Source organism: Micromonospora sp. L32 (assembly GCF_052068055.1).
Lineage (GTDB): Bacteria > Actinomycetota > Actinomycetes > Mycobacteriales > Micromonosporaceae > Micromonospora > Micromonospora purpureochromogenes.
In genome coordinates this window covers 102,383-126,855 of sequence record NZ_JBQHDD010000010.1, presented here as the reverse complement: position 1 = coordinate 126,855, position 24,473 = coordinate 102,383, and the positions used below count along the sequence as shown (strand labels likewise).

Below are 24,473 nucleotides of genomic sequence, written 5' to 3'. Positions count from 1 at the left end.
GATGGACGTACGCACCTACCTGCGCCTGGTCCGCCGCCACTGGTGGATCGTCCTGGTCACGCTGATGGTGGCGATCGGCTCGGCCGCGCTGATCACGGTCCGCACGCCACCCCGGTACGTGGCCTCCGTGACCTTCTTCGTCACCACGCCGAGCCAGGGCGTCACCGACGCCTACCAGGGCGGCCTCTTCCTTCAGCAGCGCGTGAAGTCCTACGCCGACCTGCTCCGCAGCGACCGCCTGGCGCAGAGCGTGGTGGCCGAGACGCAGGTCGGCCTCACCGCCGACGACGTGCAGCGCCGCCTCCGCGCCTCCACCGAGACCGGCACCGTGCTGTTGCGCGCCACCGTCACCGACACGGATCAGACCCGGGCGATGAGGGTGACCGAGACGCTCGCGGCGAAGTTCGTGGAGCTGGTGCAGAAGGTCGAGACGCCGGCCGAGGGGCGGGCCGCTCCCATCAAGATCGAGGTGGTCAGTGGTCCCCGGGTGAGTTCGAGCCCGGTCTCGCCGCAGCCCACCCGCAACCTGATCGTCGGCGGCCTGGTCGGTCTGCTGCTCGGCGCCGCGCTGGCCGTGCTGCGCGGCCTGGTCGACGTCCGGCTGCGCGACGCCGCCGGGCTGCAACGGGTCACCGGCAGCCCGCTGCTGGGCGAGATCCCGTTCGAGGCCGGCGCGAAGGCGGCGCCGCTCATCGTCGGCGATGCGGCGACCTCCGGCCGCGCCGAGGCGGTCCGCAAGCTGCGGACGAACCTGCGGTTCGTGGACGTGCACGAGCCGGCCCGGGTCATCGCGGTCACCAGCGCCCTGCAGGGCGAGGGCAAGACGACCATGTCCTGCAACCTGGCCATCGCGCTGGCCGAGGCGGGCTGGCGGGTGCTGCTGGTCGACGCCGACCTGCGCCGGCCGAAGGTCGCCGACTACCTGGGCCTCGACGGCGGCGTCGGCCTGACCGACGTGCTCGTCGGCGACGTGCAGGTCGGCGACGTGGTGCAGCGCTGGGGCGACAAGTCCCTGTTGGTGCTGCCGAGCGGCTCGGCGCCGCCGAACCCGAGCGAGCTGCTCGGCTCGAAGGCCATGGCGGACCTGCTGCTCGCGCTGCGCGAGTCGGCGGACATCGTGGTCATCGACACCGCACCGCTGCTGGCCGTCACCGACGGCGTGGTGGTCGCCGTGCAGGCCGACGGCGCGCTGCTCGTCACCCAGCAGGGGCGCACCTCGCGGAGCCAGGTCGCCGCGGCGGCCCAGTCGCTACACGCGGTCTCGGTACGCCTGCTCGGCTGCGTGCTGAACATGACCAAGGTGGCCAAGGCCGACGCCTACCAGTACGAGGCGTACCGGATCGCCACCACCGGCAAGACCAAGGTTCCCGCGGACCGGGCACCGGCGGCCCGCCACGGCGAGTCGCACGGGGTCGACGGGGTCACCGATCGCACGCAGGAACTCACCCGGCTGCGCCGATGAGTGCCACCGCTGGTCGTACGGCCGGCCGGCCGTGGCTGGGAGCACCGGGATCGTCCGCGCCGGGGGCGGCGGGTTGCCGCCGTCCCCGGGCGCGGGCGGCGGCCGCCAGCACGACGCGCCGCGGCCTGTCGACCCGCTCCGGCAGCGGGTCGGCCGCCCCGCCGAGTTCACCGCCGAGGGGGACCCGCTGATGAGGGTGGGCATCCTGTCGTACCACTTCCCACCCGAACCGGCCTTCATCCCGGGCAGCCTCGCCCAGGAACTGGCCGCCCGCGGGCACGAGGTACGGGTGCTGACCGGCTTCCCCGACTATCCGGGCGGGCACGTCTATCCGGGCTGGCGGCAACGCTGGGGGCACCTGACGCGCAGCGAGCGGCTGACCGTGCGACGGGTGCCACGGTACGCCGGCGGCGACGGCTCCACGGGCGCCCGGATGGCCAGTCATCTCTCCTTCGCAGGCAGCGTGGCGATGGTGGGACGCCGCTACCTGGCCGACGTTGACGTGCTGTACGTCTTCCAGCTCCCGGCGACGACGTTCGCCACCGCCGCGCTGATGAGGATGCTCGGCCGGGTGCCCACCGTCCTGCACGTGCAGGACCTCTGGCTGGAGGAAGACGTGGTCGGCGCGCAGCGGCAGCGCCGGCCGGGACGGACCGCCAGCACCATGCGTCGGGTGCTGCGCGAGGCGGACGCCCTGGCCGTCACGGCCCCGTCCATGCGGGACATGGTGCTCGCGGACGGGGTCGACGCCGACCGTGTGCGGGTGGTGCTCAACTGGACCGACGAGCAGATCTTCCAGCCGGTACGACCCAGCCGCGCCGCGCAGGGGTTCGTCCGGCGCGACGGCCGGTGCGTGGTCATGCACGCCGGCACGATCGGGGTACGGCAGGGGCTCGAGACGGCGGTCCGGGCGGCGGCGGCGCTCGACGGTCGGACGGACCTGGTGCTGGTGGGCTCGGGCGCGGAGGAGCGGCGGGTGCGGGGGCTCGCCGCCGAGTTGCGGGCGGAGAACGTCCGCTTCGTGGAGCGCCGGTCGCCGGTCGACATGCCGGAGCTGTACGCGGCCGCCGACTATCAGCTGGTCATGCTCCGCGACCTGCCCGAGCTGCGCGGCACCGTGCCCGGCAAGCTGCAGGCCGCGCTCGCCTGCGCGGCGCCGGTGATCGCCTCCGCCGGCGGGGACACCGTGGAGCTGGTGGAGCGCGCGCGGGCGGGGCTGTCCTGCCCGCCCGAGGACTGGGCCACGCTGGCCGACCGGTTCTGGCTCGCCTCGACCATCCCGTCCGCGGCCCGCTCCGAGATGGGGCGGCGGGGACGAGAGACGTATCTGCGGGAGATGTCGCTGCGGGCGGGTGTCGACCGGGTGGAGGAAATGCTGAACCAGGTGGCCGTCGCGCGGCATCGCAGGTGATCACCCGAACGATCCTCGCGCCACATCTTTTACGCCACCAAAGCGGTGAAATCGCCAGGCCAGCTGCGTGGTTCGTGCTAGAAAATTGACGAATCGTAATTTTGTCCGTTTCTGAGTGGAGAGTGGTGTGACCGAGAGCGGTGTGTCGCGTCGCAGTCGGAGGCGCTTGCGACGACGGACCAGGGCGCGAATCCGGCAAGCGTCGCTCGCCGGACTCGTGGTCGGATCCCTGCTCCTGACGGGCGCCGGGTGGGTCGGGTTCCGGGCTTGGCAGGCGCGGGCGCACCTGCTCAACGCCGCCGGTCTGGCCCGTGAGCTCAGCGCGCAGATCGTCGGCGGGGACGCCGTCCGGGCGCAGCGCACGCTCGCCGCACTGCAGGAGCAGGCCGGGGCGGCCCGCGACGCCACCGGTGACCCGGGCTGGTGGCTGGGGCAGCGCTCCCCGTACGCCGGTGACGACCTCGGGGCGGTGCGCCAGATCGCGGTGGCCATCGACGATCTCGCCAGGCGGGCCTTCCCCACGCTGGTGGGGACCGATCTCGCCACCCTGGTGCCGAAAGAGGGGCGCCTGGACGTGGGTCGGCTGCGGGCGGTCTCGACCGAGTTGGCCGACGTGAACACCGTCGTCCGGGAGACCCGGACCCGCCTCGACGCGGTGCCGACGACCGACCTGGTCGGACAAATACGCACGGCCCTGACCGACCTGCGGGCGGAGATCGACCGGCTGGCCGGCCTGACCGGAGCGGCCGACCAGGGGGCGAAGGTGCTCCCGGCGCTGCTCGGGGCAGACGGGCCCCGCACCTACCTGCTCGTCTCGCAGAACCCGGCGGAGCTGCGCGCCACCGGCGGCATGTGGGGAGCGTACGCGGTGATCCGTGCCGACGGCGGTCGGGTGGAGATCGTCACCCAGGGCAGCGCGGGGGTGGACCTGAGGCGGTTCGATCCGCCGGTCGCCACGCTCCCGGACGAGATGCGCCGGCTCTACACCGACCTGCCCGCGATCTATCCGGCGGACGTCAACCTGACCCCGCACTTCCCGACCGCGGCGAAGCTCTACCGGGAAATGGTCCGGCTCCGTACCGGCACCACCGTCGACGGTGTGTTGGCGGTCGATCCGGTGGCGCTGTCGTACCTGCTGGCCGCGACCGGCCCGGTCGCGGTGCCGGGCGGGCCGAAGCTCGCCGCCGACACGGTCGTCCGCACGTTGCTCTCCGAGACCTACCAGAGCATGGGCCTGAAGGAGCAGGACGCCTACTACGCGGCGGCCGCCGCCGCCGTCTTCGACGCGTTTCTTGCCGCGAAAGTCAACCCAAAGGCTGTTTTGTCCGCTTTTGACCGCTCTATAGCGGAAAGAAGGATATTGTTCTGGAGTGCCCGGTCAGGAGAACAGCGCATCTTCGGCGAAAGCCGGGTGAGCGGGATCCTGCCCGAGCACGAGACGGTGCCCAGCGTGGGGGTGTTCCTCAACGACGGCAGCGGCGCGAAGCTCGGCTACTACCTGAAGCCGACGGCGCAACTGACCGTCGGTGAGTGCCAGGGCGAGGGCCGCCGTCAGCTGCGCCTGCGGTTCAGCCTGCGTTCCTCGGCGCCGACGTCCGGCCTGAACAGGTCGGTGCTCGGTGCTGGGAAGGCCGGCGACCCGTACACCATCCGCACGTTGGTGTACGTCTTCAGCCCCGCCGACGGTGCCGTGGTGGGCGCCCGGATCGACGGGGCGGACGCTGCCCTGGGCAGCGGCACCGAGCGGCGCCGGCAGGTGGGCGTGGCGAACGTCGAGGTCCCGCCCGGGGCCACCCGGACGCTCGACGTCGACCTGCTGACCGGCAGGAACACCGCCGGTACGCCCGAGCTCTGGCTCACCCCCACAGCCACCCCATGGACCACCCAAGTTGTTTCCGCACCAAGCTGCAACCAGTAGGAGGAGACCACCATGCGGCTATCCCGCATCATCATGGCGCTCACGGCCGGCCTGGCCGTCGTGCTGGCGCCGACCGCGGCGGGGGCGGCGCAGCCGCAGCCGGCCCTTGGCGCGCCCCAGCCACCGCCCGACGACTACGTGCCGAAGCCGGGCTGCCTGAAGGTGAACCGGACCACGATCAAGATCGGCGAGACCGTGGTGCTCAGGGGCACCGGCTTCGGTCCCAACCAGACGGTCGACATCGACGTGAGCCGAGCCCCGGGGCACCTCACCGCGCAGACCAACGCGGCGGGCCAGTTCACCGTGTCCTTCCGGCCGACCGAAATCGGCAATTACACCTTCACCGCGGCCGGCTGCAAGTTCAGCGCCTTCCTCAAGGTGCTGCCGAAGAAGAAGCACGACGGGAGGCACGACGGGAAGGACGACGGGAAGCACCTCCCCGTGACCGGTGACAGCATGGGCACCCCGCTCAAGGTCGGCGGCGGTCTCGTCGGCGCCGGGGCGGTCCTGATGCTGGGCAGCCTGGTGTGGCGCCGGCGCAACCGCTTCGGCATGGGGTCGCCACGCTGATCCCGTACGCCGGGCAATGCCCGGAACAGTGAGGACGGGCGCCCGTCGGAGGATTCCGGCGGGCGCCCGCACACGTTCCGGCGCTCACGGGCGTACCCCGGTGCGCCCGGTCAGGGCCGCGTGTCCGGCGACCCGTCGTCGCCCGTCAGCGGCACCGTGAGCACCCGGGCCACCGGGCGGAAGCCGGCCTCGTCGTACATCCGGTGGGCCGGATTGCCGTCGGCCACCGACAGCCCCACCCGGGGCAGCCCGGCCGCACGCGCCCCGCGCAACGCGTGGCCGAGCAGCGCCCGCCCCAGCCCTCGCCGCTGCGCCGCCGGCGCCACCCCGAGGTTGAGGATCCAGGCGCAGACGTCCTCGGTCCACGGCACCGGCCCGGCGGCGAGGACGTGACCGCCGCTGCGCCCGTCCGGACCGATCACCCGCGCCGAGGCCGGCAGCAGCGGTGCGACCGGATCGGCCCGCTCGAACATCCCGCGCACCTCGGCGGTGTCGCTGGGTTGCCACCGCCCGTCCGGGTGGTCCGGCCCGTACGCCGCCGCCAGCCCCTCGGCCAGGTCGTCGTCCCACCCGGCGGGTGCCCAGGACCAACCGGCGGGCAGCGGCACCGGCTCCGGTACGTCGGTCAGGTCGTGCCGCATGTCCGTGGCGGCCCGGCGCAGCGTCAGGCCCCCGGCGACCAGCGCGGCGGCCAGGTCGTCGTCCGGCGTCTCCAGCCGCGCGCCGGCGAGGTCCCGGCGCGCCTGGGCGGCGAGCACCCGCACGTCCGCTCCCGGCAGCGGTGTCACCTCCCCGGCCACGCGTTCACCGTCGTCGTCGCGCAGCCGCAGCCGGGCCAGCGGCGTGCCGTCGTCGGTGCTCAGCAGGTGTCCGGTGGATGCTGACGGGTCGGGGTGCAGCGGCATCCCCGCACCGTAGTGGCGGGACGGGCGCCCTCTCCACCGGATTCGCCGTGGCTCTGGCCGACCGTGCCCGGCGTGATTGCCCCGCCGCACCCCGCCGGTGCCGGCTGAGCTGCGCCGGCACGATAGCGTCGCGGCGATGGGTACCCCTTCCGGACCGGCCACCCTGACCACGGCCGAGCGCGCGATCGATGCCCGCTTCCGCGCGATCCTGGCCCGGCTGCCCCGGCGCGGACCGGCCGGCTGGCTGACCGAGTTCGCGGTCTTCGGGCTCAAACAGGCCTGGGCGTGCGTGTTCGGTGGGGCGATGCTGGCGGTCATCTTCGCGGCGCACCTGTGGTACCCGGAGGTCGCGCTGATCGCCCGCAACGACTTCCTGACCCTCGCCGCGGTGGTCATCCAGATCGCGATGGTGGCCGGACGCCTGGAAACCCTGCGCGAACTGCGGGTGGTGGTGCTGTTCCACCTCGTCGGCACGGCGATGGAGCTGTTCAAGACGCACATCGGCTCGTGGTCCTACGCGCCCGACGGCGTCCTGCGGCTCGGCGCGGTGCCGCTGTTCAGCGGCTTCATGTATGCCGCGGTCGGTTCCTACATGGTCCGGGTCAACCGGCTGTTCGACCTGCGGTTCGTGCGCTACCCGAGGCGCTGGGTGACGGCTGTCGTGGCCGCCGCGATCTATGCCAACTTCTTCACCAACCACTACGTCCGGGACGTGCGATGGCTGCTCATCGCCGTCGTCGCTCTGGTGTTCGGGCGCTGTGTCATGCAGTTCCGCATCTTCCGGTTCCGGTGGCGCATGCCGCTCCTGCTGGCCTTCCTCCTCGTCGCCGTTTTCATCTGGCTCGCGGAGAACATCGCCACCTGGTCGCATGCCTGGCTGTATCCCAGCCAGGTGGGCGGTTGGCACCCGGTCTCGGCGACGAAACTCGCGTCGTGGTTCCTCCTCATGATCATCTCGGTGGTGCTGGTCACCTGGATCTCGCCGCCGCAGCCGCCCGACGACGGATCGCCGGCCGCGGCGGTGGACGCCGACCTGGCCGAGCTTCCCCCGCAGGACGTAGCGATGGGCCTGGGCGGTCACGGGCGGCACGAGCGGTAGGCCACTGCCGCCTGTCCCTCACCGGGCGCGTTCGCAACGGATGGGTGTCGCCTGCGGCCTCGGTCGTTACGGGCCGGGATGTCCGGTCAGGTGCGGGCTGTCCGGATCCGCTGGCCGCCGATGTCTGGTATCGGGGGTGACCGTTCGCGGTGTCCGTGACCGGCGGCACCCCGGCGACGGAATGGCGGGCGGGGCCGGCGTCGTTACATCCTCCGTACGACCGCAGCAGCAACCCCCGTTGGCCTGGACCGATGATGTGGCAAGCGCGGGATGCGGGCCCCCGGAATGATGGTGGACCGCCGGTCGTTACACATGGTCCCGGCGCCACGAGCCCCCCGCTCGTGATGACCTGCCGGGCAGAGACTTTCCCCTTGTGATCTTTTGAGCGCCCTGTCGTGGTGCTTGCGCCCGTGCTCGACCCCCGTCGGGTCGTGGCGCCAACCCCCGAAGGAGCTACTCCATGAACACGATCATGCGCAAGAGCGTTCTCGGTATCGCTGGTCTGGCTGTCGCCGGTGGTCTCGCCGCCGGTCCGCTGAACCACGGCACCACCGACACGGTCGACACCCGGGCCGCCGCCGTCGCGGTGCGGGCGGACAAGCCGGGTGTGGACAAGAGCAAGCTGATCCCGCACGGCGTGCAGGGCGAGCAGTCCCGCATCGACCTGGGCGACGAGCAGACCGCCAACGTCAAGGCGATCATCGCGGCGACGAAGAAGTCGGGCATGGACGAGCGGGCCGCCGTGGTCGCGATCGCCACGTCGCTGCAGGAGTCGAAGCTGGAGAACCTGGGTCACCTGGGTGAGCGCAACGACCACGACTCGCAGGGCCTGTTCCAGCAGCGTCCGTCGTCGGGTTGGGGCACGGTTGAGCAGATCACCGACCCGGAGTACTCGACGATGGCGTTCCTGAAGGGTCTGAAGCAGGTCGACGGTTGGCAGGACATGCCGCTGACCAAGGCCGCGCAGACCGTGCAGGTCTCGGCCTACCCGTTCCACTACGCGCAGTGGGAGCGGCAGGCTGCCGACCTGGTCGCCGAGCACTGGAACAGCTGAACCACGTGAACGACACGCTGGCCGGCACCCCGAGCGGGGTGCCGGCCAGCGGCGTGTCCGGGTCCGGTCAGGGGCACGCGGAGTAGAGCCGACGGGTGCCCACGCCGGCGGCGTACGCGGCCCGGTCGCTGAACCGGCAGCCGAAGTCCGCCGCCGCGACCGCCTTCGGGTCGGTGACCGCGTCGCCGCCGGGGCGGGCGCCGGTGCGTACCCAGGACACCAGGTCGTCCCAGGCGGCGCCGGCCTCGGCCGGGGTGAACTCGCAGTGCTGGCTGGCCCGGATGGCCCGCTGCACGACCAGCCGGCTGCGGCCGTGCCACGCCGCGTCGCGGGCGTACGCCTGCTCCATCGAGAACGGCACGAACAGGTCACCCAGGTCGTGCAGGCTGAGTACCGGGGCGGTGGGCCGCCCGGCGATCCGCGGCACCTCGGTCAGGGTGGGGGAGAGCCGCTGCCGGACGTTCTCCGGCGCGACCCGCTGGACGGCGGCGTTGACGTTCACCGGCGTGTTCGGGGTGTAGCGGGTGAGCAGGTTGGTGGCGAGCTGCCCCGGTCGCTGGGCGGGGGAGTCGCCACCGTTGGTGGTGCTGATCCCGAAGAGGAAGTCCTTCCAGGCCGCGAAGGCCCGGTCCGCGCCCGGACGCGGGCCGCCGGAACGGTTGGTGACGATCTCCCGGAACTGCTTGCCGCGCTCGTTGGTGGTGTCCGGCCCGGTCGGGGTGAGCCCGGCGAGGCCGAGCGCCACCTGGATCCGCGGCACCGCGTTGGTCAGGTAGTCCGGCGGCGTGGGGTAGGCGGGCACCCCGGCGAGGGCCTGCGCGACCAGGTTGTAGTCGAGGAAGAAGTCGAGCAGTTGGTGGTCGCCCAGCACGCCGCACATCGGCAGCGCCCCGTCGTAGTAGCCGGGGTACTGCTCCAGCGAGCGGCCGATGATGTAGCCGCCCATCGACACCCCGGTCAGGTACGTCCGGTGTGGCCGCCGCACGGTGCCGGCGACGAGGTCGGCCAGCTCCCGGGTGCTGACCACACCGGAGCGGATGTCGAAGCCGTTGGTGGAGTACGACGACGCCGCCCAGGCGTACCCCTGGTCCAGCAGGCGTTGCCGCAGGCCGTAGTTGGGGGTCTCCGGGGAGAGCACGGTGGTCTGGCCCCGGTAGCCGTGCGCCCACATGACCAGCTCGCCGTTCCACGCCGGCGGGATCTCGATGATGTAGCCGGCGTGCCGGTGCACGCCCTGCCGGACGGTCGACGGGGTACCCCGCACGTCGAGTGGCGCGAGCGGTGGGTTGCTGATGGTGTAGCCGGGCAGTGGCTGGGAGCCGTCGCCATCACGGTCGGCGGCGGCGGCGGGCGCCGCGCCGGCGAGCCCGACGGTCAGGGCGAGGGTGGCGCCGGCGGCGAGCAGGCGGCGGACGAGTCGGGTGGATGAGGACAGCATCGATGCTCCCCCGGGGACGGTGCCGCCCCAGTGTGCGGGCGGCCAGGCGGGACGGTGCCTACCGGCCGGTAGCGTCCTGAAGCTAGGCCCCGCCGTCGAACCCTGTCAATGCCCTCCTGACCGAACGGTCAGCCGATACCGACTGACCGCCCGGTCAGGGGGATCGGCTCAGACCAGGCCGTGCGCGAGCATCGCCTCGGCGACCCGGCGGAAGCCGTTGATGTTGGCACCGGCCACGTAGTCGCCCGGCAGGCCGTAATCCTCGGCGGTGGCCCAGCAGCGGGCGTGGATGTCCCGCATGGTTTCCCGCAACCGCTGCTCCGACTGGGCGAACGTCCACGAGTCCCGGCTGGCGTTCTGCTGCATCTCCAGCGCGCTCACCGCCACGCCGCCGGCGTTGGCCGCCTTGCCCGGGGCGAACCGCACCCCGGCCCGGCCGAGGATGCGCACCGCCTCCGGGGTGGTCGGCATGTTCGCCCCCTCGACCACCGCCACGCAGCCGCCGGCGACCAGCGCCGCGGCCTCCGCGCCGCCGATCTCGTTCTGCGTCGCGCAGGGCAGGGCCAGGTCGCAGGGCACCTCCCAGACGGTACGGCCGGAGACCGCCACCGCGTGCGGCACGTGCCGCACGTAGTCGTCCAGCCGGACCCGGCGCTGCTCCTTCAGCTCCCGCAGCAGCTCCAGGTCGATGCCCTTCTCGTCCAGCACGTAGCCGTCCGAGTCGGAGCAGGCCACCACCGTCCCGCCGAGCTGGTGCACCTTCTCGATCGCGTACGTCGCCACGTTGCCCGATCCGGAGACGACCACCCGCTTGCCGTCCAGGCTGTCCCCGGTCTGCGCGAGCATCTCCTCGGCGAAGAACACCGCGCCGTACCCGGTCGCCTCGGTGCGTACCTGCGCACCCCCGTACGACAGGCCCTTGCCGGTCAGCACCCCCGACTCGTACCGGTTGGTGATCCGCTTGTACTGCCCGAACAGGTAGCCGATCTCCCGGCTGCCCACCCCGATGTCCCCGGCGGGCACGTCGGTCTGCTCGCCGATGTGCCGGTACAGCTCCGTCATGAAGCTCTGACAGAAGCGCATCACCTCGCGGTCCGAGCGGCCCTTCGGATCGAAGTCCGCCCCACCCTTGCCGCCGCCGATCGGCAGGCCGGTCAGCGCGTTCTTGAAGATCTGCTCGAAGCCGAGGAACTTGACGATTCCCAGGTAGACCGACGGATGGAAGCGCAGGCCACCCTTGAACGGGCCGAGCGCGCTGTTGAACTCCACCCGGAATCCCCGGTTGACCCGGACCCGGCCGTGGTCGTCCTCCCACGGCACCCGGAAGATGACCTGCCGCTCCGGCTCGCAGATCCGCTCGATGATCCGCGCCCGCGCGTACTCGGGGTGACGGGCCAGGGCAGGGCCGATGCTCTCCAGCACCTCCCGTACCGCCTGGTGGAACTCCGGTTCGCCCGGGTTCCGGCTGACCACACTGGCGAACACCGACTCGACGGCCTCCGGCATCACACCGCACGTCCCTTCCGGTCCAGTTGGCGGCCTCGTCGCCACCACCGGGCCGGCGTCATCCCGCCGACCGTCCCCGGATACGGATCGTCACCCCTGTCCGGTTCACTGATCCGATGGACGAGTCGATCTGGAACGCCGTACGGGCCTCGCGGAGCTGGCTGGACGCCGCCAACGGCACCGGGCAGGCGGAGCTGACCTGCCGCATCCTCAAACTCACCGAGGAGGCCGGCGAGGCGGCCGGCGCCTGGATCGGTGTGCTCGGCCAGAACCCGCGCAAGGGGGTCACCCACACCCGCGAGGACGTCGCCGCCGAACTCGCCGACGTGGTCTTCACCGCGCTGGTCGCCATCGAGAGCCTCGGGCTCGACGCCCGGTCGGTGGTCGCCGAGTGCGCGGCCAAGGTCAGCGCCCGCACCTCCTGACCCGCACGGTCCGCGCCGCCCCGGCCACCCCTGACCGGGTACGCGGGCCGCCCCGCCCCAGCCCGTCGCCGAGCTGTCGCCTCTTCGCGATTTGCGGTGTGTCGCGGGAACGGGGGCGCGGGATCGCGCGACACGCCGCAAACGGCGTGCGCCCTGGGAGGCAGCCGGGCGCCGGTTGCCGGAGTGCAGGCAGCCGGCGTACTGAGGGCGGCGGCTAACTAAAGGCGGCAAGCGGGGACTGTCCTGTTCCGGTCGCTGGCCGTGGGCGGGTTGTCCGATTCCGGCGGGATCGGCGTGCCCGGATGTCGGGCTCCGGTTGGGCCTCCGCGTGCCGGATGTCCGATTATCGGCCACTGTGCGTGCCCGGATGTCGGGTCTGGGCTAGCTGGTCCGGGTCGTCCCGTGACCGGGGGCACCCCGGCGGTGGAATGGTGGCCGGGCCGGGGTCGTTACATCACCTGGACGATCGCAGCAGCACCCCGGCCCGATACATGGGGCCGCCCGGGATGCGGGCCGCCGGAATGATGGTGGGCCGCCGGTCGTTACACATGGACCCGGCGCCGTGAGCCCCCGCTCGCGAAGCCTGCCGGGGCGAAGACTTTCCCTTTGATCTTTTTGAGCGCCGTCGTGGTGCTTGCGCCCGCTCGACCCCCGTCGGGCCTGGGTGCCAACCCCCGAATGGAGCCACTCTGATGAACACGACCATTCTGCATAAGAGCGTTCTGGGTATCGCTGGTCTGGCTTTCGCCGGTGGCGTCTTCGCCGGCCCGGTCACCGAGGCCCACGCCACCCCGGTGGACGCCAAGGCGGTTGCCGTGGTGCAGGCCGACAAGCCGGGTGTGGACAAGGGCAAGCTGATCCCGCACGGTGTGCAGGGCAAGCAGTCGCGCATCGACCTGGGCAGCGAGCAGACCGAGAACGTGAAGGCGATCATCGCGGCGACGAAGAAGTCGGGTATGGACGAGCGGGCCGCCGTGGTGGCGATCGCGACCGCGCTGCAGGAGTCGAAGTTGGAGAACCTGGGTCACCTGGGTGAGCGCAACGACCACGACTCGCAGGGCCTGTTCCAGCAGCGCCCGTCCTCGGGTTGGGGCACCGTTGAGCAGATCACCGACCCCGAGTACTCGACGATGGCGTTCCTCAAGGGTCTGAAGCAGGTCGACGGCTGGAAGGACATGCCGCTGACCAAGGCCGCGCAGACCGTGCAGGTCTCGGCCTACCCGGACCACTACGCCCAGTGGGAGAAGCAGGCCGCCGACCTCGTCGCCAAGCACTGGAACAACTGACACGTGAACGACACGCTGGCCGGCACCCCCGAGCGGGGTGCCGGCCAGCGGCATGTCCGCCCGGGAGCCAACCCCGTCCGACGGAATCTTGGACACTTACCGTCCCGTCGGAACGACAACTCTGGGAGTTCGGGCCGGCGAGGCCTGCGCGGAGGCTGCCCGCGGCGGGGGTGTGGCCCGCCGTGACCGGCGCAGGGATCAAGCCTGACCGCCCGGAGCCGGGCACGGCGGGCCACACCACCCACCGACCACCGCAACCCACGGCCGGAACAAGCAGGTGGCGCGCGTCACCAGGGCGGGTGGAAGACCGGGACCGGGTAGCCTGTTGAGTCAGGTGTCGGTGTGTCCAGTGTCCCCGGGCCTCACCTAAATTGCCTTCGCGGAATACCGTTCGGCTGGAGCCGCGTCGTGCCACTCGCCGAGAGGCGACCTGCACACCGACACCCCAGCGCCGCCCCCGACCCACCAGGGCCGCTGTTTCGTACGCCCCGGACGGCAGAATCACCCGGGTGGACTGGTCCGAGACGACCGGGGCGGTCGTACTGCCCAGCGGCGCGACCGTGCGGGGTCGCCGCGTCGGCGATCCCGCCTCGCCCGCCGACTTCACCCTGCTCCTGGCCCCGGGCCCGGCACCGGCCTGGCCGCACCGCCGGATCCGGTGGCCCGACTTCTGGTTGCCGCTCGACCACGCCGACGCCCTCGACGCGCTTGCCGAGGCCCTGCGCCGGGCGCACGACGGCGCACGGGTCGAGGTGGCGTGCCGGGGCGGTGTCGGCCGGACCGGGACGGCGCTGGCCGCCCTGGCGATCCTGGACGGCCTCCCGCCGGACCGGGCGGTGGGCTGGGTACGCGAGCGGTACCACCCGCGGGCGGTGGAGACCCCCTGGCAGCGGCGCTGGCTGCGCCGGCTGGATGACGTCGGCGCGTGACCCGGCGGGCGGTGCATCGGCTGTGGTACTGGTTACCTCGGCGGTTCCCGCAGCTCAGGGCGGGTACAACCGGGCCACGATGATCAGCCGCGCCACCGGTCGGCGCGGCACCAGGGCCGGCGGCGGGCGACGGTCGCCGTCCCTGGTCGCTCTCCACGCAAGGCAGGTACCACCATGGCCGCAGCCGACCCCCGCTACCGGGGTACGCACCGCCGCCCGCTGCCCACCCCCGGCCACCTCGGACGGGTCACCCTCTCGCTGGCGGTGCTCAGCGTGCTGGCGACGCTGTTCCTGGACGTCTTCCTGGTGACCGCCGCGCTGTCCATGCTGATGGTCGGCCCGGTGGTGCTGGTCGTGCAGCGGTGGCGGGACCGGGCCGGCGCCGAGGAGCCGGTGACCACGGGCTGAACCGGTCCGCCCGCAGCGCTACCCGCCGACGTACTCGCGCAGGTGGCGAGCGGTGAGGGTGTCGCCCTGCGCGACCAACTCGGCGGGGGTGCCGGTGAACACGATCCGGCCGCCGTCGTGCCCGGCCCCGGGGCCGAGGTCGATGATCCAGTCGGCGTGCGCCATGACCGCCTGGTGGTGCTCGATGACGATCACCGTGTTGCCGTCGTCGACGAGCCGGTCCAGCAGGGCCAGCAGTTGGTCGACGTCGGCCAGGTGCAGGCCGGTGGTGGGTTCGTCCAGCACGTACGTGCTCGACTTCTCCGCCATGCGGATGGCCAGCTTCAACCGTTGCCGCTCGCCCCCGGAGAGGGTGGTCAGCGGCTGACCGAGGCTGAGGTAGCCCAGGCCCACGTCGGCCAGCCGGTCCAGCACGGCGCGGGCCTGGCCGCCGGGGAAGAACTCCCGGGCCTCGGTGACCGACATGGCGAGGACGTCGCTGATGTTCTTCCCGCGCAGCGTGTACGTCAGCACCTCGTCGGTGTAGCGGCGCCCCTCGCAGCTCTCGCACACCGAGGCGACGCCGGCCATCATCGCCAGGTCGGTGTAGACCAGCCCGATGCCCTTGCAGGTCGGGCAGGCGCCCTCGGAGTTGGCGCTGAACAGGGCCGCCTTGACCCCGTTGGCCTTGGCGAAGGCGGTGCGGATCGGGTCGAGCAGCCCGGTGTAGGTGGCCGGGTTGCTGCGTCGGGAACCCCGGATGGGGGACTGGTCCACCACGACCACCCCGCTGCGGCGCGGCAGCGAGCCGTGGATCAGGGAGCTCTTGCCCGAGCCGGCCACCCCGGTGACCACGGTGAGCACCCCGAGCGGGATGTCGACGTCGACGTCGCGCAGGTTGTGCAGGTCGGCGCCGCGGATCGGCAGCTGCCCGGTCGGACGGCGTACCGGGTCGCGGAGGGTGACCCGGTGGTCGAGGTGACGCCCGGTGAGGGTGTCGGCGCGGCGCAGGCCGGCGACGTCGCCGGTGTAGCAGATGCGGCCGCCGGCCGAGCCGGCGCCGGGCCCGAGGTCGACGACGTGGTCGGCGATCGCGATGGTCTCCGGCTTGTGCTCCACGACCAGCACCGTGTTGCCCTTGTCGCGCAGGCGCAGCAGCAGGTCGTTCATCCGAGCGATGTCGTGCGGGTGCAGCCCGACGGTCGGCTCGTCGAAGACGTACGTCACGTCGGAGAGGCTGGAGCCCAGGTGCCGGACCATCTTCACCCGTTGCGCCTCGCCCCCGGAGAGGGTCGCCGACTCCCGGTCGAGGCTGAGGTAGCCGAGCCCGATCTCCACCAGCGAGTCGAGCGTCTCGCGCAGGGTGGCCACCAGCGGAGCCACCGACGGGTCGTCCACGGCGCGGATGAACTCCGCCAGGTCGCTGATCTGCATGGCGGAGCACTCGGCGATGTTGCGTCCGGCGATCCGCGAGGAGAGCGCCGCCGGGTTGAGCCGGGCGCCGCCGCAGTCGGCGCAGGTGGTGAAGGTGACCGCCCGGTCCACGAACGCCCGGATGTGCGGCTGCATCGACTCGCGGTCCTTGGTCAGGTAGATCCGGCGCACCTTCACCGCCAGCCCCTCGTACGTCCAGTTGTTGCTGCCCACCTTGATCTTCGTGGCCGGCTTGTGCAGGAAGTCCTGCCACTGCTGCGGGCTGTAGTCCTGCAGCTTGGTGTCGGGGTCGAACAGGCCGGAGCCGACGATGGTCTGCCAGTACCAGGAGTCGACGGCGAAGTTCGGCACCAGGATCGCCCCGTCGTTGAGCGACCGCTCCACGTCGACCAACGCGTGCACGTCGAGGTCGGCGACCCGGCCCAGCCCCTCGCAGGTCGGGCACATCCCCTCGGGGAGGTTGAAGCTGAACGCGCCGGCCGGCCCGACGTGCGGCTGCCCGAGCCGGCTGAACACGATCCGCAGCATCGCGTACGCGTCGGTCGCCGTGCCGACCGTCGAGCGGGAGTTGGCGCCCATCCGCTCCTGGTCGACGACGATCGCCGCGCTCAGGTTGCGCAGCGCGTCCACGTCCGGCCGGCTCAGGCTCGGCATGAAGGTCTGCAGGAAGGCGCTGTACGTCTCGTTGATCAGGCGTTGCGACTCGGCGGCGATGGTGCCGAAGACCAGGGACGACTTCCCGGATCCGGAGACCCCGGTGAAGACGGTGAGTCGGCGCTTGGGGATGTCGACCGAGACCCCGGTGAGGTTGTTCTCCCGGGCACCTCGTACCTCGATGACGTCGTGGCTGTCGGCGGCGTTCCGCGCTGGCTGCTCCATGGGTTCGATCGTCTCATTAATGTTCTTATGTAAACTCCGGCGCCAATCTGCCGAGCAGCGTCGCGAGATGTGGGAGGGAAAGTCTCAAACGGCGTGGCAGGCGATAGGGTGACCCGGTGAAGGACGGGCGGTTGCGGGTGGTCGACGTCGCGGCCACCGCCGGGATCTCCACCCAGCAGGTGCGCAACTATCTCGACGAGGGGGTCCTGCCTCCGGTCGAGCGCACCCCGAGCGGCTACCGGGTGTTCACCGTCGCGCACGTGCGCGCGCTCGCCGTGCTGCGCCGGATGGCCGAGGGGCACGGCTGGGCGCGTACCCGGGAGGTGATGCTCGCGGTCCACCGGGGCGACCTGGCGGCGGCGCTGACGGCGCTGGACGCCGGCCACGCCGAACTGGACCGCGAGCGGACCGAGATCCGTCGCGTCCTGGGCGCCTTCGAGACGGTGGTGGTCAGCCCGCCGGTCGTGGTGCCCGCACCCCGGCGCGGCGCCCGGATCGGCGAGGTCGCGGACCTGGTCGGCGTCCGCACCTCGCAGCTCCGGCTGTGGGAGGAGCGGGGGCTGCTGCGGCCGGCGCGCGAACCGGGCACGAGCTACCGGCTGTACGACGCCGCGGAGTTGCGTGCCGCGCAGGTCGTCGCGCTGCTGCGCCGGGGCGGCTACCCCTTCGAGATCGTGACGGCGGTCCTCGACGAGATGCGCACCAGCGGCCGGCCCCAACGGGTGCACGCCGAGCTGGCCCGGCGCGAGCAGGACCTGCACCGGCGCAGCCTGCGGCGGCTGCGCGCCTCGGCCACCCTGTACGACTACCTCGCCGAGATCGGGCTCGCCGGCTCCGGGCTGCCCGGGTGAGGCGTGCCGGGCCCGCCGGCCGGCCTCGGTATGGTGCCTCACCATGAGAGCCCGGGTCCTGGCCGCCGCCACCGTCGCCGTACTCCTCAGCACCGGGACCGCCGTCCCGGCGGACGCCGCGCCGCCGACGGCCGTGGCTCCCGGCGTGGCCGCGCCCTGCCCGAAGCTGCCGACGCCGGCGGTGACCCGCCCGCCCCGCCCGACCCCGCCGGAACCGGTGCCCGCGCAGCGCGCGGTGGGCGGGGAGGCGCTGGCCACCCCCGGCCTGGTCGTGCCGCCCGGCACGCCCGCGCCCCCGCCGGTCACCGCGACCTCCTGGCTGGTCGCGGACCTGGACAGCGGCGCGGTGCTCGGCGGCTGCGGCCCGCACGAGTACGCCACCCCGGCGAGCGTGCAGAAGCTGCTGCTGGCCGCCACCATGCTGCCGAAGCTGGACCCGAAGCAGGTGGCCACGGTGACCCGCGAGGACCTGGACATCGAGCCCGGCAGCTCCGCCGTGGGCCTGCTGGTCGGCGGCCGGTACCCGGTGGAGACGGTCTGGCTCGGGCTGCTGCTCCAGTCCGGCAACGAGGCGGCGAACCTGCTGGCCCGGCTCGGCGCCGGCAGCGCGGAGGCCGGGGTACGGGAGATGAACGCCGAGGCGCGCCGGCTGGGCGCGTTGCAGACCCACGCGGTGACCCCGTCCGGCCTGGACGGCCCGGGCCAGTTCACCAGCGCCTACGACCTGGCGCTGATCGCCCGAGTCTGCTTCGCCAACCCCACCTTCCAGCGGTACGCGCTGACCGAACGCGCCCAGATCCCCGCCCAGCCCGCCCTGCGCAAGCGCGGCTTCCAGATCCAGAACGAGAACCCGCTGATCTACGACTACCCGGGTGCGCTCGGTGGCAAGACCGGCTTCACCGACCTGGCCCGGCACACCTACGTCGGCGCGGCCGAGCGGAACGGCCGGCGGCTGGTGGTCACCCTGCTGGGCGCCGAACGACGGCCGGTACGGGCCTGGGAGCAGGGCGCCCGGCTGCTCGACTGGGGCTTCTCGCTGCCGCCGGACACCTCGGTGGGCCGGCTGGTGGAGCCGGGGGAGGTCAGCGAGGACGGTGCCGCTGCGACCCCGTCGGCGGCCCCGGACGCCGGGGCGGCCGTGGCCGCCGGCCGGTCGTCCGGTGGTGCCCCGGAGTGGCTCGGCGGGGCGGTGGTCGGCGGCTCGGCCGGGCTGGTCGGGCTGCTCGCCGCCCTGCTGGCGGTCGGGCGACGCCGTCGCCGGCCCCGGCGGCGCGCGGTCCAGTGGCATTGACCGGCGTCGACAACCGGCCGACACCTCCATAGACTCCGGTCTTTCTGGTACCACGAGTCCAGGGAGGACCCCACGTGTCGAGCGAACCCCGACCGCCCGCCACCCCGCCGCGGCTGTCCGTGGCCCCGACGCTGCGCCGACTCGCCGGCGTGACGCTGGCCTCGGCCGCGCTGGTCGTCGCCGGCGGCACCGCCGCGGTCGCCGCGCCGGGCACCGACGCGTCCGCCCCGCCGCGGACGACCAACGGGCCGTGCGCGTACACCGAGACGCCCGACGAGCCCGCGGCCCGGCCGGTGCCGTTGCCCCCGGACCCCCGGCGTACGCCGGACCGGGGCACCGTGCGGGTCACCCTGCGCACCAACCAGGGCCCGATCGGGCTGACCCTGGACCGGGAGCAGGCCCCATGCACCGTGCAGAGCTTCCTGCACCTGGCCCGGCACCGGTTCTACGACCGCACGCCCTGCCACCGGCTGACCGCGTACCCGACGCTCAAGGTGCTCCAGTGCGGTGACCCGTCCGGCACCGGCGAGGGCGGCCCCGGCTACCGGTACGCCGACGAACTCCCCACCGACCTGCCGCCGGCGCCGACCGACCCGACCGGCGTCCGCCGGCTCTACGCGCGCGGCACCCTGGCCATGGCCAACGCCGGGCCGGACACCAACGGCAGCCAGTTCTTCCTGGTGCAGGCCGACTCGGCGCTGCGCCCCAACTACACGGTCTTCGGCTCGGTCGACGCGGCCGGTCTCGCCACCCTCGACCGGATCGCCGCCGGCGGGATCGCACCCACCCCGGAGGACCCGGCGCCGGTCGACGGCGCGCCCGCCCAGCCGGTGGAGATCTGCAAGGTCGCCCGGCGGCACTGACCCGGACGCGGCGGGGCCGGGATCCTAGCGGCCCGGCCCCACCCGCCGGCGGTTATTCCGCGGAAGGGGGGAGCGGACCGCCGCGCCTCACTACCGTGCGACAGAGTGAGAGTCACCAGTCGGATCGTCGCCGCCGTCGCCGCCGTCCTGCTGTCGCCGGCCGGCACCCCGCCCGTCGCCGCCCCCGCCCGCACCGCCCCCGCCACCAACGGGACCGGCGCCGTCACGACCGGCCCGTGCCCGCCGGTACCCTCGGTGTCCCGGCCGCCCCGGCCGGCGCCGCCCCGGGCGGACCCGGCGCAACGGGCCGTCGGCGGGGCCGCCCTGGCCACCCCGGGCCTGGTGACGCCCGCCGGGTCGCCCGCACCGCCGGCCGTGCCGGCGACCTCGTGGCTGGTCGCGGACCTGGACAGCGGCGCCGTGCTCGGCGGCTGCGGGCCCCACGAGTACGCCACCCCGGCGAGCGTGCAGAAGCTGCTGCTCGCCGCCACCATGCTGCCCCGACTCGACCCCCGGCAGGTCGTCACCGTCACCGCCGGGGACCTCGACATCGAACCGGGCAGCTCCGCGGTGGGGCTCGTTGAGGGGGGTCGCTACCGGATCGAGACGATCTGGCTGGGGCTGCTGCTGAAGTCCGGCAACGAGGCGGCCAACGCGCTCGCCCGGCTCGGCGGCGGCCCCGACGGACAGGCCGGCGGCATCCGGGCGATGAACGCGGAGGCCCACCGCCTGGGCGCGTTGCAGACCCACGCGGTGACCCCCTCCGGGCTGGACGGTCCCGGCCAGTTCACCAGCGCCTACGACCTGGCCCTGATCGCCCGGGCCTGCTTCGCCGACGCCAACTTCCGCCGCTACGACGCCACCCGGGAGGCGGTCGTGCCCGCGCAGCCGGCGCTGCGGGAGAAGGCGTTCCAGATCCAGAACGACAACCAGCTGCTCTACCGCTATCCGGGCGCGCTCGGCGGCAAGACCGGCTACACCGACCTGGCCCGGCACACCTATGTCGGCGCCGCGGAGCGCAACGGGCGGCGGCTGGTGGTGACCCTGCTCGGCGCGGAGGCGACCGACCGGCGCGGCTGGGAGCAGGGCGCCGCGCTGCTGGACTGGGGCTTCGCGCTGCCCCGCGCCGCCGCCGTCGGCCGGCTGGTACGCCCCGGTGAGCTGGCCTCGCCGCTGCCCACGGCCACCGGCACCCCGCCGCCGCTGGCCGCGGCGGGCGGACCGACGCGGGTGGACCCCCTCGGACACCGGTGGGCGCGGCCCGGGCTGCTCGCCGGGGCGGCGCTGCTGCTGCTCGGGGCGACGGTCGTCGGCGCGCTGGCCGGGCGGCGTCGCCGGCGGGCGGCCGCGGGGCGCCGGGCGTGACGTCCGCCCGGGCCCGCACCCGCGCGGTGACACCCGCGTCCCGGGAGCGGCCCGGCGCGGTGCCGCCGTCCGGCGCGCGGCGGTTCGCCCGGGCGCTGGCCCTGCTGCTGGCGGTGGCGGCGGTCGCCGGCTGCCAGCGACCTCCCGGCCCGGCACCGCGGCCCAGCGCGGTCACGCCGTCGCCGAGCGGCTCACCCGCCCCGGCCGACTTCGTGCTGCTCTCCGAGGTCGACCCGAGCATCACGGTGGACATCCGGTACGCCACCGCGCACAACTTCGTCGGCCGGCCGATCGACGGCTACCCCGAACCGCTCTGCCTGCTCACCCGCACTGCGGCCGAGGCGCTGCGCCGGGTGCAGACCGCCGCCCGCGCCCAGGGCCGCAGCCTGCGGGTGTACGACTGCTACCGACCCCAACGGGCGGCCGACGACTTCGTCCGCTGGGCGAAGGACCCCGCCGACGAGAAGACGAAGGCCGAGTTCTATCCCCACGTCGCCAAGTCGAAGCTCTTCGACGACGGCTACATCGGCTCGCCCACCTCGCACAGCAGCGGCAGCACCCTCGACCTGACCCTGGAGCCGGTGCCGGCGTCGCCCGGGGCCACGTACCGGCCGGGGCAGCCGCTGGTGGCCTGCACCGCGCCGGCCGGTCAACGCTTCGCCGACGGCGGCGTCGACATGGGCACCGGCTTCGACTGCTTCGACCCCCGGGCCCACACCGACGACCCGCGGGTCACCGGCACGCCGCGCCAGAACCGGCAGCTGCTGCGCCGGCTGATGAAGCAGGCCGGCTTCGTCAACTACGACCGGGAGTGGTGGCACTACCGGTTCGCCGACGAGCCGTACCCGGACACGTACTTCGACTTCCCGGTGGCGGTGTCGTCGCTGCGCCCGCGCTGAGCCCGGGCCGGAGGCGTCCCATGATCCCTTCGAGGGGGGGTCGACCCGCCGGGACTAGGCTTCCCGCCGACCCCTGCCAACCCTCGACGGGCCGGTCACCGCCGGCCCGTCGACCGCGTCCGAGGAGCCGTTGTGGAGATGGAACGGATCGGCCCGCCGCTGCGCGCCGGGGAGCGGGAGACGCTGCGCGCGTTCCTCGACTTCCACCGGGCGACCCTGGTGATGAAGTGCCAGGGGCTGTCCGACGAGGAACTGCGGCGTCGGTCCATGCCGCCCTCGACGCTGACCCTGCTCGGCCTGCTGCGGCACATGGCCGAAGTGGAGCGGACCTGGTTCCGGCGGGTGATCGACGCCGAGGACGTGCCGCTGATCTGGTCGGCGACCGGCGACTTCCAGGAGGCGTACGACCCGACCGGCTCGACCGGCGCGGACGCGTTCGAGGTGTGGCAGCGGGAGGTGGAGCACGCCCGCCGGATCGAGCGGGAGGCCGAGTCCCTCGACGTCACCGGGCACCAGGCGCGGTGGGGTGAGGACGTCTCGCTGCGGCTGGTGATGCTGCACATGATCCACGAGTACGCCCGGCACAACGGCCACGCCGACTTCCTCCGCGAGGGCATCGACGGCTCCGTCGGGGTCTGACACCCGCGGCCGTACCCGGCTCAGTGCCGGGCGCTGCCCGGCGCAGGGGCCTCGCCGCCGGTGGGTCGCGCGCCGTCCAGCGGCAGCCAGGCCAGCACGTCACGGATCTTGTCGTCCCAGTACGCCCAGTCGTGGTCGCCGGGCAAGAAGTCCACGGTCACCGGGACGTCGCGCGCCCGGGCCGCCTCGACGAAGCGCAGGTTGTCCTCGTAGAGGAAATCCTCCGTGCCGCAGGCGACGTAGAGCGCGGGCAGCTCGCCGCCGACCCGGTCGAGCAGCGCGACCGTGTCGTCGTCGCTGCCCGGCACCTCCCGGTCGCCCCAGACGGTGTGCCAGACGGCCCGGTCCACCGGCCGGGTCGGGTGGTCGCGGCGGTTGGCCACGTCCAGCGCGCCGGAGAGGCTGGCCGCGGCGGCGAACCGGTCCGGCCGGCGCAGCGCCCACTTCACCGCGCCGTAGCCACCCATCGAAAGGCCGGCGACGAAGGTGTCCTCCCGGCGCTCGGAGAGCCGGAAGAACGACCGGCACACCTGCGGCAGCTCCTCGCTGAGGAACGTCCAGTACCGGTCCGACGCCTGGACCAGCAGCCGAGGAGGCGACGCGGGTGAGGAGGCGTGGGGTGCACGGCGACTACGGCGTGTTCCTCGGTTTGGACGTCGGCAAGGAAGGTCATCACGCGGTCGGGCTGTCTGCGGACGGCAAGCGGCTGCACGACGGGCCGCTGCCGAACACTGAGGTCAGGCTGCGGCAACTGTTCGACAAACTCGGCCGTCACGCTCGGATTCTTGTGGTGGTCGACCAGCCGGCCTCGATCGGCGCCCTGCCGATCGTGGTCGCCCGGGCGTGCGGTCATCAGGTGGCATACCTGCCCGGCCTGGCGATGCGGCGCATCGCTGACCTGCATCCCGGTGCGGCGAAGACCGACGCCCGCGATGCCTACGTCATCGCCGACGCCGCCCGCACCTGCCGCACACACTGCGGCGGGTCGATGTCGGCGACGAAACCTTGGCTGAGCTGGAAGTCTTGGTCGGTTTCGATGACGACCTCGCTGGCGAGGCCACTCGGGTCTCGAATCGGATCCGGGGACTGCTCACGCAGATCCACCCCGCTCTGGAACGGGTCCTCGGCCCGAAAGTGCAGCACAAGGCCGTCCTGGAGCTGCTGTCCCGCTGCGGGGGACCAGCAGGGATGCGCAAGGCAGGCCGACGCAAAACTGCTGTCCATCGCCGGATCCCACGCTCCTCGCCTGGGCGAACGACTGGTCGAGCAGGTCATGACCGCCCTCGACGAGCAGACTGTCACCGTCCCCGGCACCCAGGCTGCGGAGACGATCCTGCCCCGCCTCGCCGACAGCCTCCGCGACATCCTGCGGCAACGCGACCAGGTCGCTGGCGAGGTCGAGAGGATGCTCGATGCGCACCCTCTCGCCTCGGTCCTGACCTCGATGCCCGGCATCGGCGTCAGGACCGCCGCCCGGATCCTCCTCGAAGTCGGCGACGGCACCGCCTTAGCCACCCCGGCCACCTCGCCGCCTACGCCGGCCTGGCCCCCGTCCCCCGCCGCTCCGGCAGCAGCATCCGCGGCGAACACCCACCCCGAGGCGGCAACAAGCAGCTCAAACGCGCGTTCTTCCCTCGCCGCGTTCGCCGCCCTGGCCGACCCCGCCAGCCGCGCCTACTACGACCGCAAACGTGCCGAAGGCAAACGCCACAAGGCCGCCCTCATCTGCCTCGCCCGACGCCGCTGCGACGTCCTGTTCGCCATGCTCCGCGACAAGATCCCCTACCAGCCACGCCCAACGACCCCCATCCCCGCTTGACGAAACCCATAGGGACACCCCCCGTGGTTGATCAGTGCCTTCG

20 protein-coding genes and 2 pseudogenes are annotated in these 24,473 nt (G+C 73.0%); 17 read left to right on the top strand and 5 right to left on the bottom strand.

Annotation, left to right across the window (positions count from 1 at the left end):
- The first annotated feature begins 1 nt into the window (after position 1).
- The 4 genes from ACTMTB_RS25065 (at position 2) to ACTMTB_RS25050 (ending at position 5,361) form a co-directional block, all read left to right on the top strand.
- Entirely contained in the window at positions 2-1,462 is a 1,461-nt protein-coding gene (locus ACTMTB_RS25065) for a polysaccharide biosynthesis tyrosine autokinase (RefSeq protein WP_441148667.1), read from the top strand.
- A gap of 190 nt (positions 1,463-1,652) precedes the next feature.
- On the top strand, positions 1,653-2,873 hold the full coding sequence (locus ACTMTB_RS25060) for a glycosyltransferase family 4 protein (protein WP_441148766.1): 1,221 nt from the start codon (positions 1,653-1,655) through the stop codon (positions 2,871-2,873).
- Between the two features lie 217 nt (positions 2,874-3,090).
- Positions 3,091-4,791 (top strand): DUF4012 domain-containing protein, encoded by a 1,701-nt coding sequence (locus ACTMTB_RS25055; protein WP_441148666.1) that lies wholly within the window; start codon positions 3,091-3,093, stop codon positions 4,789-4,791.
- Positions 4,792-4,803: 12 nt separating this feature from the next.
- Positions 4,804-5,361: a hypothetical protein gene (locus tag ACTMTB_RS25050; protein ID WP_441148665.1), complete on the top strand. Its 558-nt coding sequence runs from the start codon at positions 4,804-4,806 to the stop codon at positions 5,359-5,361.
- A 110-nt stretch (positions 5,362-5,471) separates the two neighbouring features.
- On the opposite strand, the gene ACTMTB_RS25045 is transcribed toward ACTMTB_RS25050, so the two are convergent.
- Complete coding sequence (locus tag ACTMTB_RS25045; RefSeq protein ID WP_441148664.1) at positions 5,472-6,266, bottom strand: GNAT family N-acetyltransferase; 795 nt, start codon at positions 6,264-6,266, stop codon at positions 5,472-5,474.
- Positions 6,267-6,402: 136 nt separating this feature from the next.
- Here ACTMTB_RS25045 and ACTMTB_RS25040 point away from each other — a divergent pair, with 136 nt between their 5' ends.
- Together ACTMTB_RS25040 and ACTMTB_RS25035 are read left to right on the top strand one after the other, a co-directional pair.
- Complete coding sequence (locus tag ACTMTB_RS25040; RefSeq protein WP_441148663.1) at positions 6,403-7,365, top strand: DUF817 domain-containing protein; 963 nt, start codon at positions 6,403-6,405, stop codon at positions 7,363-7,365.
- 460 nt (positions 7,366-7,825) lie between these two features.
- On the top strand, positions 7,826-8,419 hold the full coding sequence (locus ACTMTB_RS25035; RefSeq protein WP_441148662.1) for a hypothetical protein: 594 nt from the start codon (positions 7,826-7,828) through the stop codon (positions 8,417-8,419).
- A gap of 67 nt (positions 8,420-8,486) precedes the next feature.
- Here ACTMTB_RS25035 and ACTMTB_RS25030 read toward each other — a convergent pair whose 3' ends face one another.
- Together ACTMTB_RS25030 and gdhA are read right to left on the bottom strand one after the other, a co-directional pair.
- Positions 8,487-9,857 (bottom strand): alpha/beta hydrolase family protein, encoded by a 1,371-nt coding sequence (locus tag ACTMTB_RS25030; RefSeq protein ID WP_441148661.1) that lies wholly within the window; start codon positions 9,855-9,857, stop codon positions 8,487-8,489.
- Positions 9,858-10,025: 168 nt separating this feature from the next.
- Positions 10,026-11,363, bottom strand: coding sequence for an NADP-specific glutamate dehydrogenase (gdhA, locus tag ACTMTB_RS25025; protein ID WP_441148660.1), 1,338 nt, complete (start codon positions 11,361-11,363; stop codon positions 10,026-10,028).
- Positions 11,364-11,479: 116 nt separating this feature from the next.
- Between gdhA and ACTMTB_RS25020 the strand changes: the two genes are divergently transcribed.
- The 4 genes from ACTMTB_RS25020 (at position 11,480) to ACTMTB_RS25005 (ending at position 14,411) form a co-directional block, all read left to right on the top strand.
- Positions 11,480-11,788, top strand: a complete 309-nt coding sequence (locus tag ACTMTB_RS25020; protein WP_441148659.1) for a MazG-like family protein — start codon at positions 11,480-11,482, stop codon at positions 11,786-11,788.
- A 692-nt stretch (positions 11,789-12,480) separates the two neighbouring features.
- Positions 12,481-13,074, top strand: a complete 594-nt coding sequence (locus tag ACTMTB_RS25015; protein ID WP_441148658.1) for a hypothetical protein — start codon at positions 12,481-12,483, stop codon at positions 13,072-13,074.
- Between the two features lie 509 nt (positions 13,075-13,583).
- Complete coding sequence (locus ACTMTB_RS25010; RefSeq protein WP_441148657.1) at positions 13,584-14,003, top strand: protein-tyrosine phosphatase family protein; 420 nt, start codon at positions 13,584-13,586, stop codon at positions 14,001-14,003.
- 174 nt (positions 14,004-14,177) lie between these two features.
- Positions 14,178-14,411 (top strand): hypothetical protein, encoded by a 234-nt coding sequence (locus ACTMTB_RS25005; RefSeq protein ID WP_441148656.1) that lies wholly within the window; start codon positions 14,178-14,180, stop codon positions 14,409-14,411.
- 18 nt (positions 14,412-14,429) lie between these two features.
- On the opposite strand, the gene ACTMTB_RS25000 is transcribed toward ACTMTB_RS25005, so the two are convergent.
- Positions 14,430-16,703, bottom strand: a complete 2,274-nt coding sequence (locus ACTMTB_RS25000) for an ATP-binding cassette domain-containing protein (protein WP_441148655.1) — start codon at positions 16,701-16,703, stop codon at positions 14,430-14,432.
- 116 nt (positions 16,704-16,819) lie between these two features.
- On the opposite strand from ACTMTB_RS25000, the gene ACTMTB_RS24995 reads away from it, so the two are divergent.
- From ACTMTB_RS24995 to ACTMTB_RS24970, 6 genes are all read left to right on the top strand, one after another.
- Positions 16,820-17,554: a MerR family transcriptional regulator gene (locus ACTMTB_RS24995; RefSeq protein ID WP_154936576.1), complete on the top strand. Its 735-nt coding sequence runs from the start codon at positions 16,820-16,822 to the stop codon at positions 17,552-17,554.
- Positions 17,555-17,597: 43 nt separating this feature from the next.
- On the top strand, positions 17,598-18,845 hold the full coding sequence (locus tag ACTMTB_RS24990) for a D-alanyl-D-alanine carboxypeptidase family protein (protein ID WP_441148654.1): 1,248 nt from the start codon (positions 17,598-17,600) through the stop codon (positions 18,843-18,845).
- 74 nt (positions 18,846-18,919) lie between these two features.
- Complete coding sequence (locus ACTMTB_RS24985; protein WP_377611616.1) at positions 18,920-19,708, top strand: peptidylprolyl isomerase; 789 nt, start codon at positions 18,920-18,922, stop codon at positions 19,706-19,708.
- 105 nt (positions 19,709-19,813) lie between these two features.
- On the top strand, positions 19,814-21,073 hold the full coding sequence (locus ACTMTB_RS24980) for a D-alanyl-D-alanine carboxypeptidase family protein (protein ID WP_441148653.1): 1,260 nt from the start codon (positions 19,814-19,816) through the stop codon (positions 21,071-21,073).
- Positions 21,070-21,972 (top strand): M15 family metallopeptidase, encoded by a 903-nt coding sequence (locus ACTMTB_RS24975; protein ID WP_441148652.1) that lies wholly within the window; start codon positions 21,070-21,072, stop codon positions 21,970-21,972. The genes ACTMTB_RS24980 and ACTMTB_RS24975 overlap by 4 nt, the downstream gene beginning before the upstream one ends.
- A 138-nt stretch (positions 21,973-22,110) precedes the next feature.
- Positions 22,111-22,611: a DinB family protein gene (locus ACTMTB_RS24970; RefSeq protein ID WP_441148765.1), complete on the top strand. Its 501-nt coding sequence runs from the start codon at positions 22,111-22,113 to the stop codon at positions 22,609-22,611.
- A gap of 20 nt (positions 22,612-22,631) precedes the next feature.
- Here ACTMTB_RS24970 and ACTMTB_RS24965 read toward each other — a convergent pair.
- Positions 22,632-23,180 (bottom strand): annotated as a pseudogene (locus ACTMTB_RS24965) (alpha/beta hydrolase); the annotation flags it as partial.
- Between the two features lie 50 nt (positions 23,181-23,230).
- Here ACTMTB_RS24965 and ACTMTB_RS24960 point away from each other — a divergent pair.
- Positions 23,231-24,430 (top strand): annotated as a pseudogene (locus ACTMTB_RS24960) (IS110 family transposase).
- Positions 24,431-24,473: the final 43 nt, after the last annotated feature.

Coding starts and splice junctions, on each gene's coding strand:
- ACTMTB_RS25065 (WP_441148667.1), top strand. CDS start 2: ATGGACGTACGCACCTACCTGCGCCTGGTCCGCCGCCACTGGTGGATC.
- ACTMTB_RS25035 (WP_441148662.1), top strand. CDS start 7,826: ATGAACACGATCATGCGCAAGAGCGTTCTCGGTATCGCTGGTCTGGCT.
- ACTMTB_RS25050 (WP_441148665.1), top strand. CDS start 4,804: ATGCGGCTATCCCGCATCATCATGGCGCTCACGGCCGGCCTGGCCGTC.
- ACTMTB_RS25060 (WP_441148766.1), top strand. CDS start 1,653: ATGAGGGTGGGCATCCTGTCGTACCACTTCCCACCCGAACCGGCCTTC.
- ACTMTB_RS25000 (WP_441148655.1), bottom strand. CDS start 16,703: ATGGAGCAGCCAGCGCGGAACGCCGCCGACAGCCACGACGTCATCGAG.
- ACTMTB_RS25005 (WP_441148656.1), top strand. CDS start 14,178: ATGGCCGCAGCCGACCCCCGCTACCGGGGTACGCACCGCCGCCCGCTG.
- ACTMTB_RS25015 (WP_441148658.1), top strand. CDS start 12,481: ATGAACACGACCATTCTGCATAAGAGCGTTCTGGGTATCGCTGGTCTG.
- ACTMTB_RS25045 (WP_441148664.1), bottom strand. CDS start 6,266: ATGCCGCTGCACCCCGACCCGTCAGCATCCACCGGACACCTGCTGAGC.
- ACTMTB_RS25040 (WP_441148663.1), top strand. CDS start 6,403: ATGGGTACCCCTTCCGGACCGGCCACCCTGACCACGGCCGAGCGCGCG.
- ACTMTB_RS25030 (WP_441148661.1), bottom strand. CDS start 9,857: ATGCTGTCCTCATCCACCCGACTCGTCCGCCGCCTGCTCGCCGCCGGC.
- ACTMTB_RS24970 (WP_441148765.1), top strand. CDS start 22,111: ATGGAACGGATCGGCCCGCCGCTGCGCGCCGGGGAGCGGGAGACGCTG.
- ACTMTB_RS25020 (WP_441148659.1), top strand. CDS start 11,480: ATGGACGAGTCGATCTGGAACGCCGTACGGGCCTCGCGGAGCTGGCTG.
- ACTMTB_RS24990 (WP_441148654.1), top strand. CDS start 17,598: ATGAGAGCCCGGGTCCTGGCCGCCGCCACCGTCGCCGTACTCCTCAGC.
- gdhA (WP_441148660.1), bottom strand. CDS start 11,363: ATGCCGGAGGCCGTCGAGTCGGTGTTCGCCAGTGTGGTCAGCCGGAAC.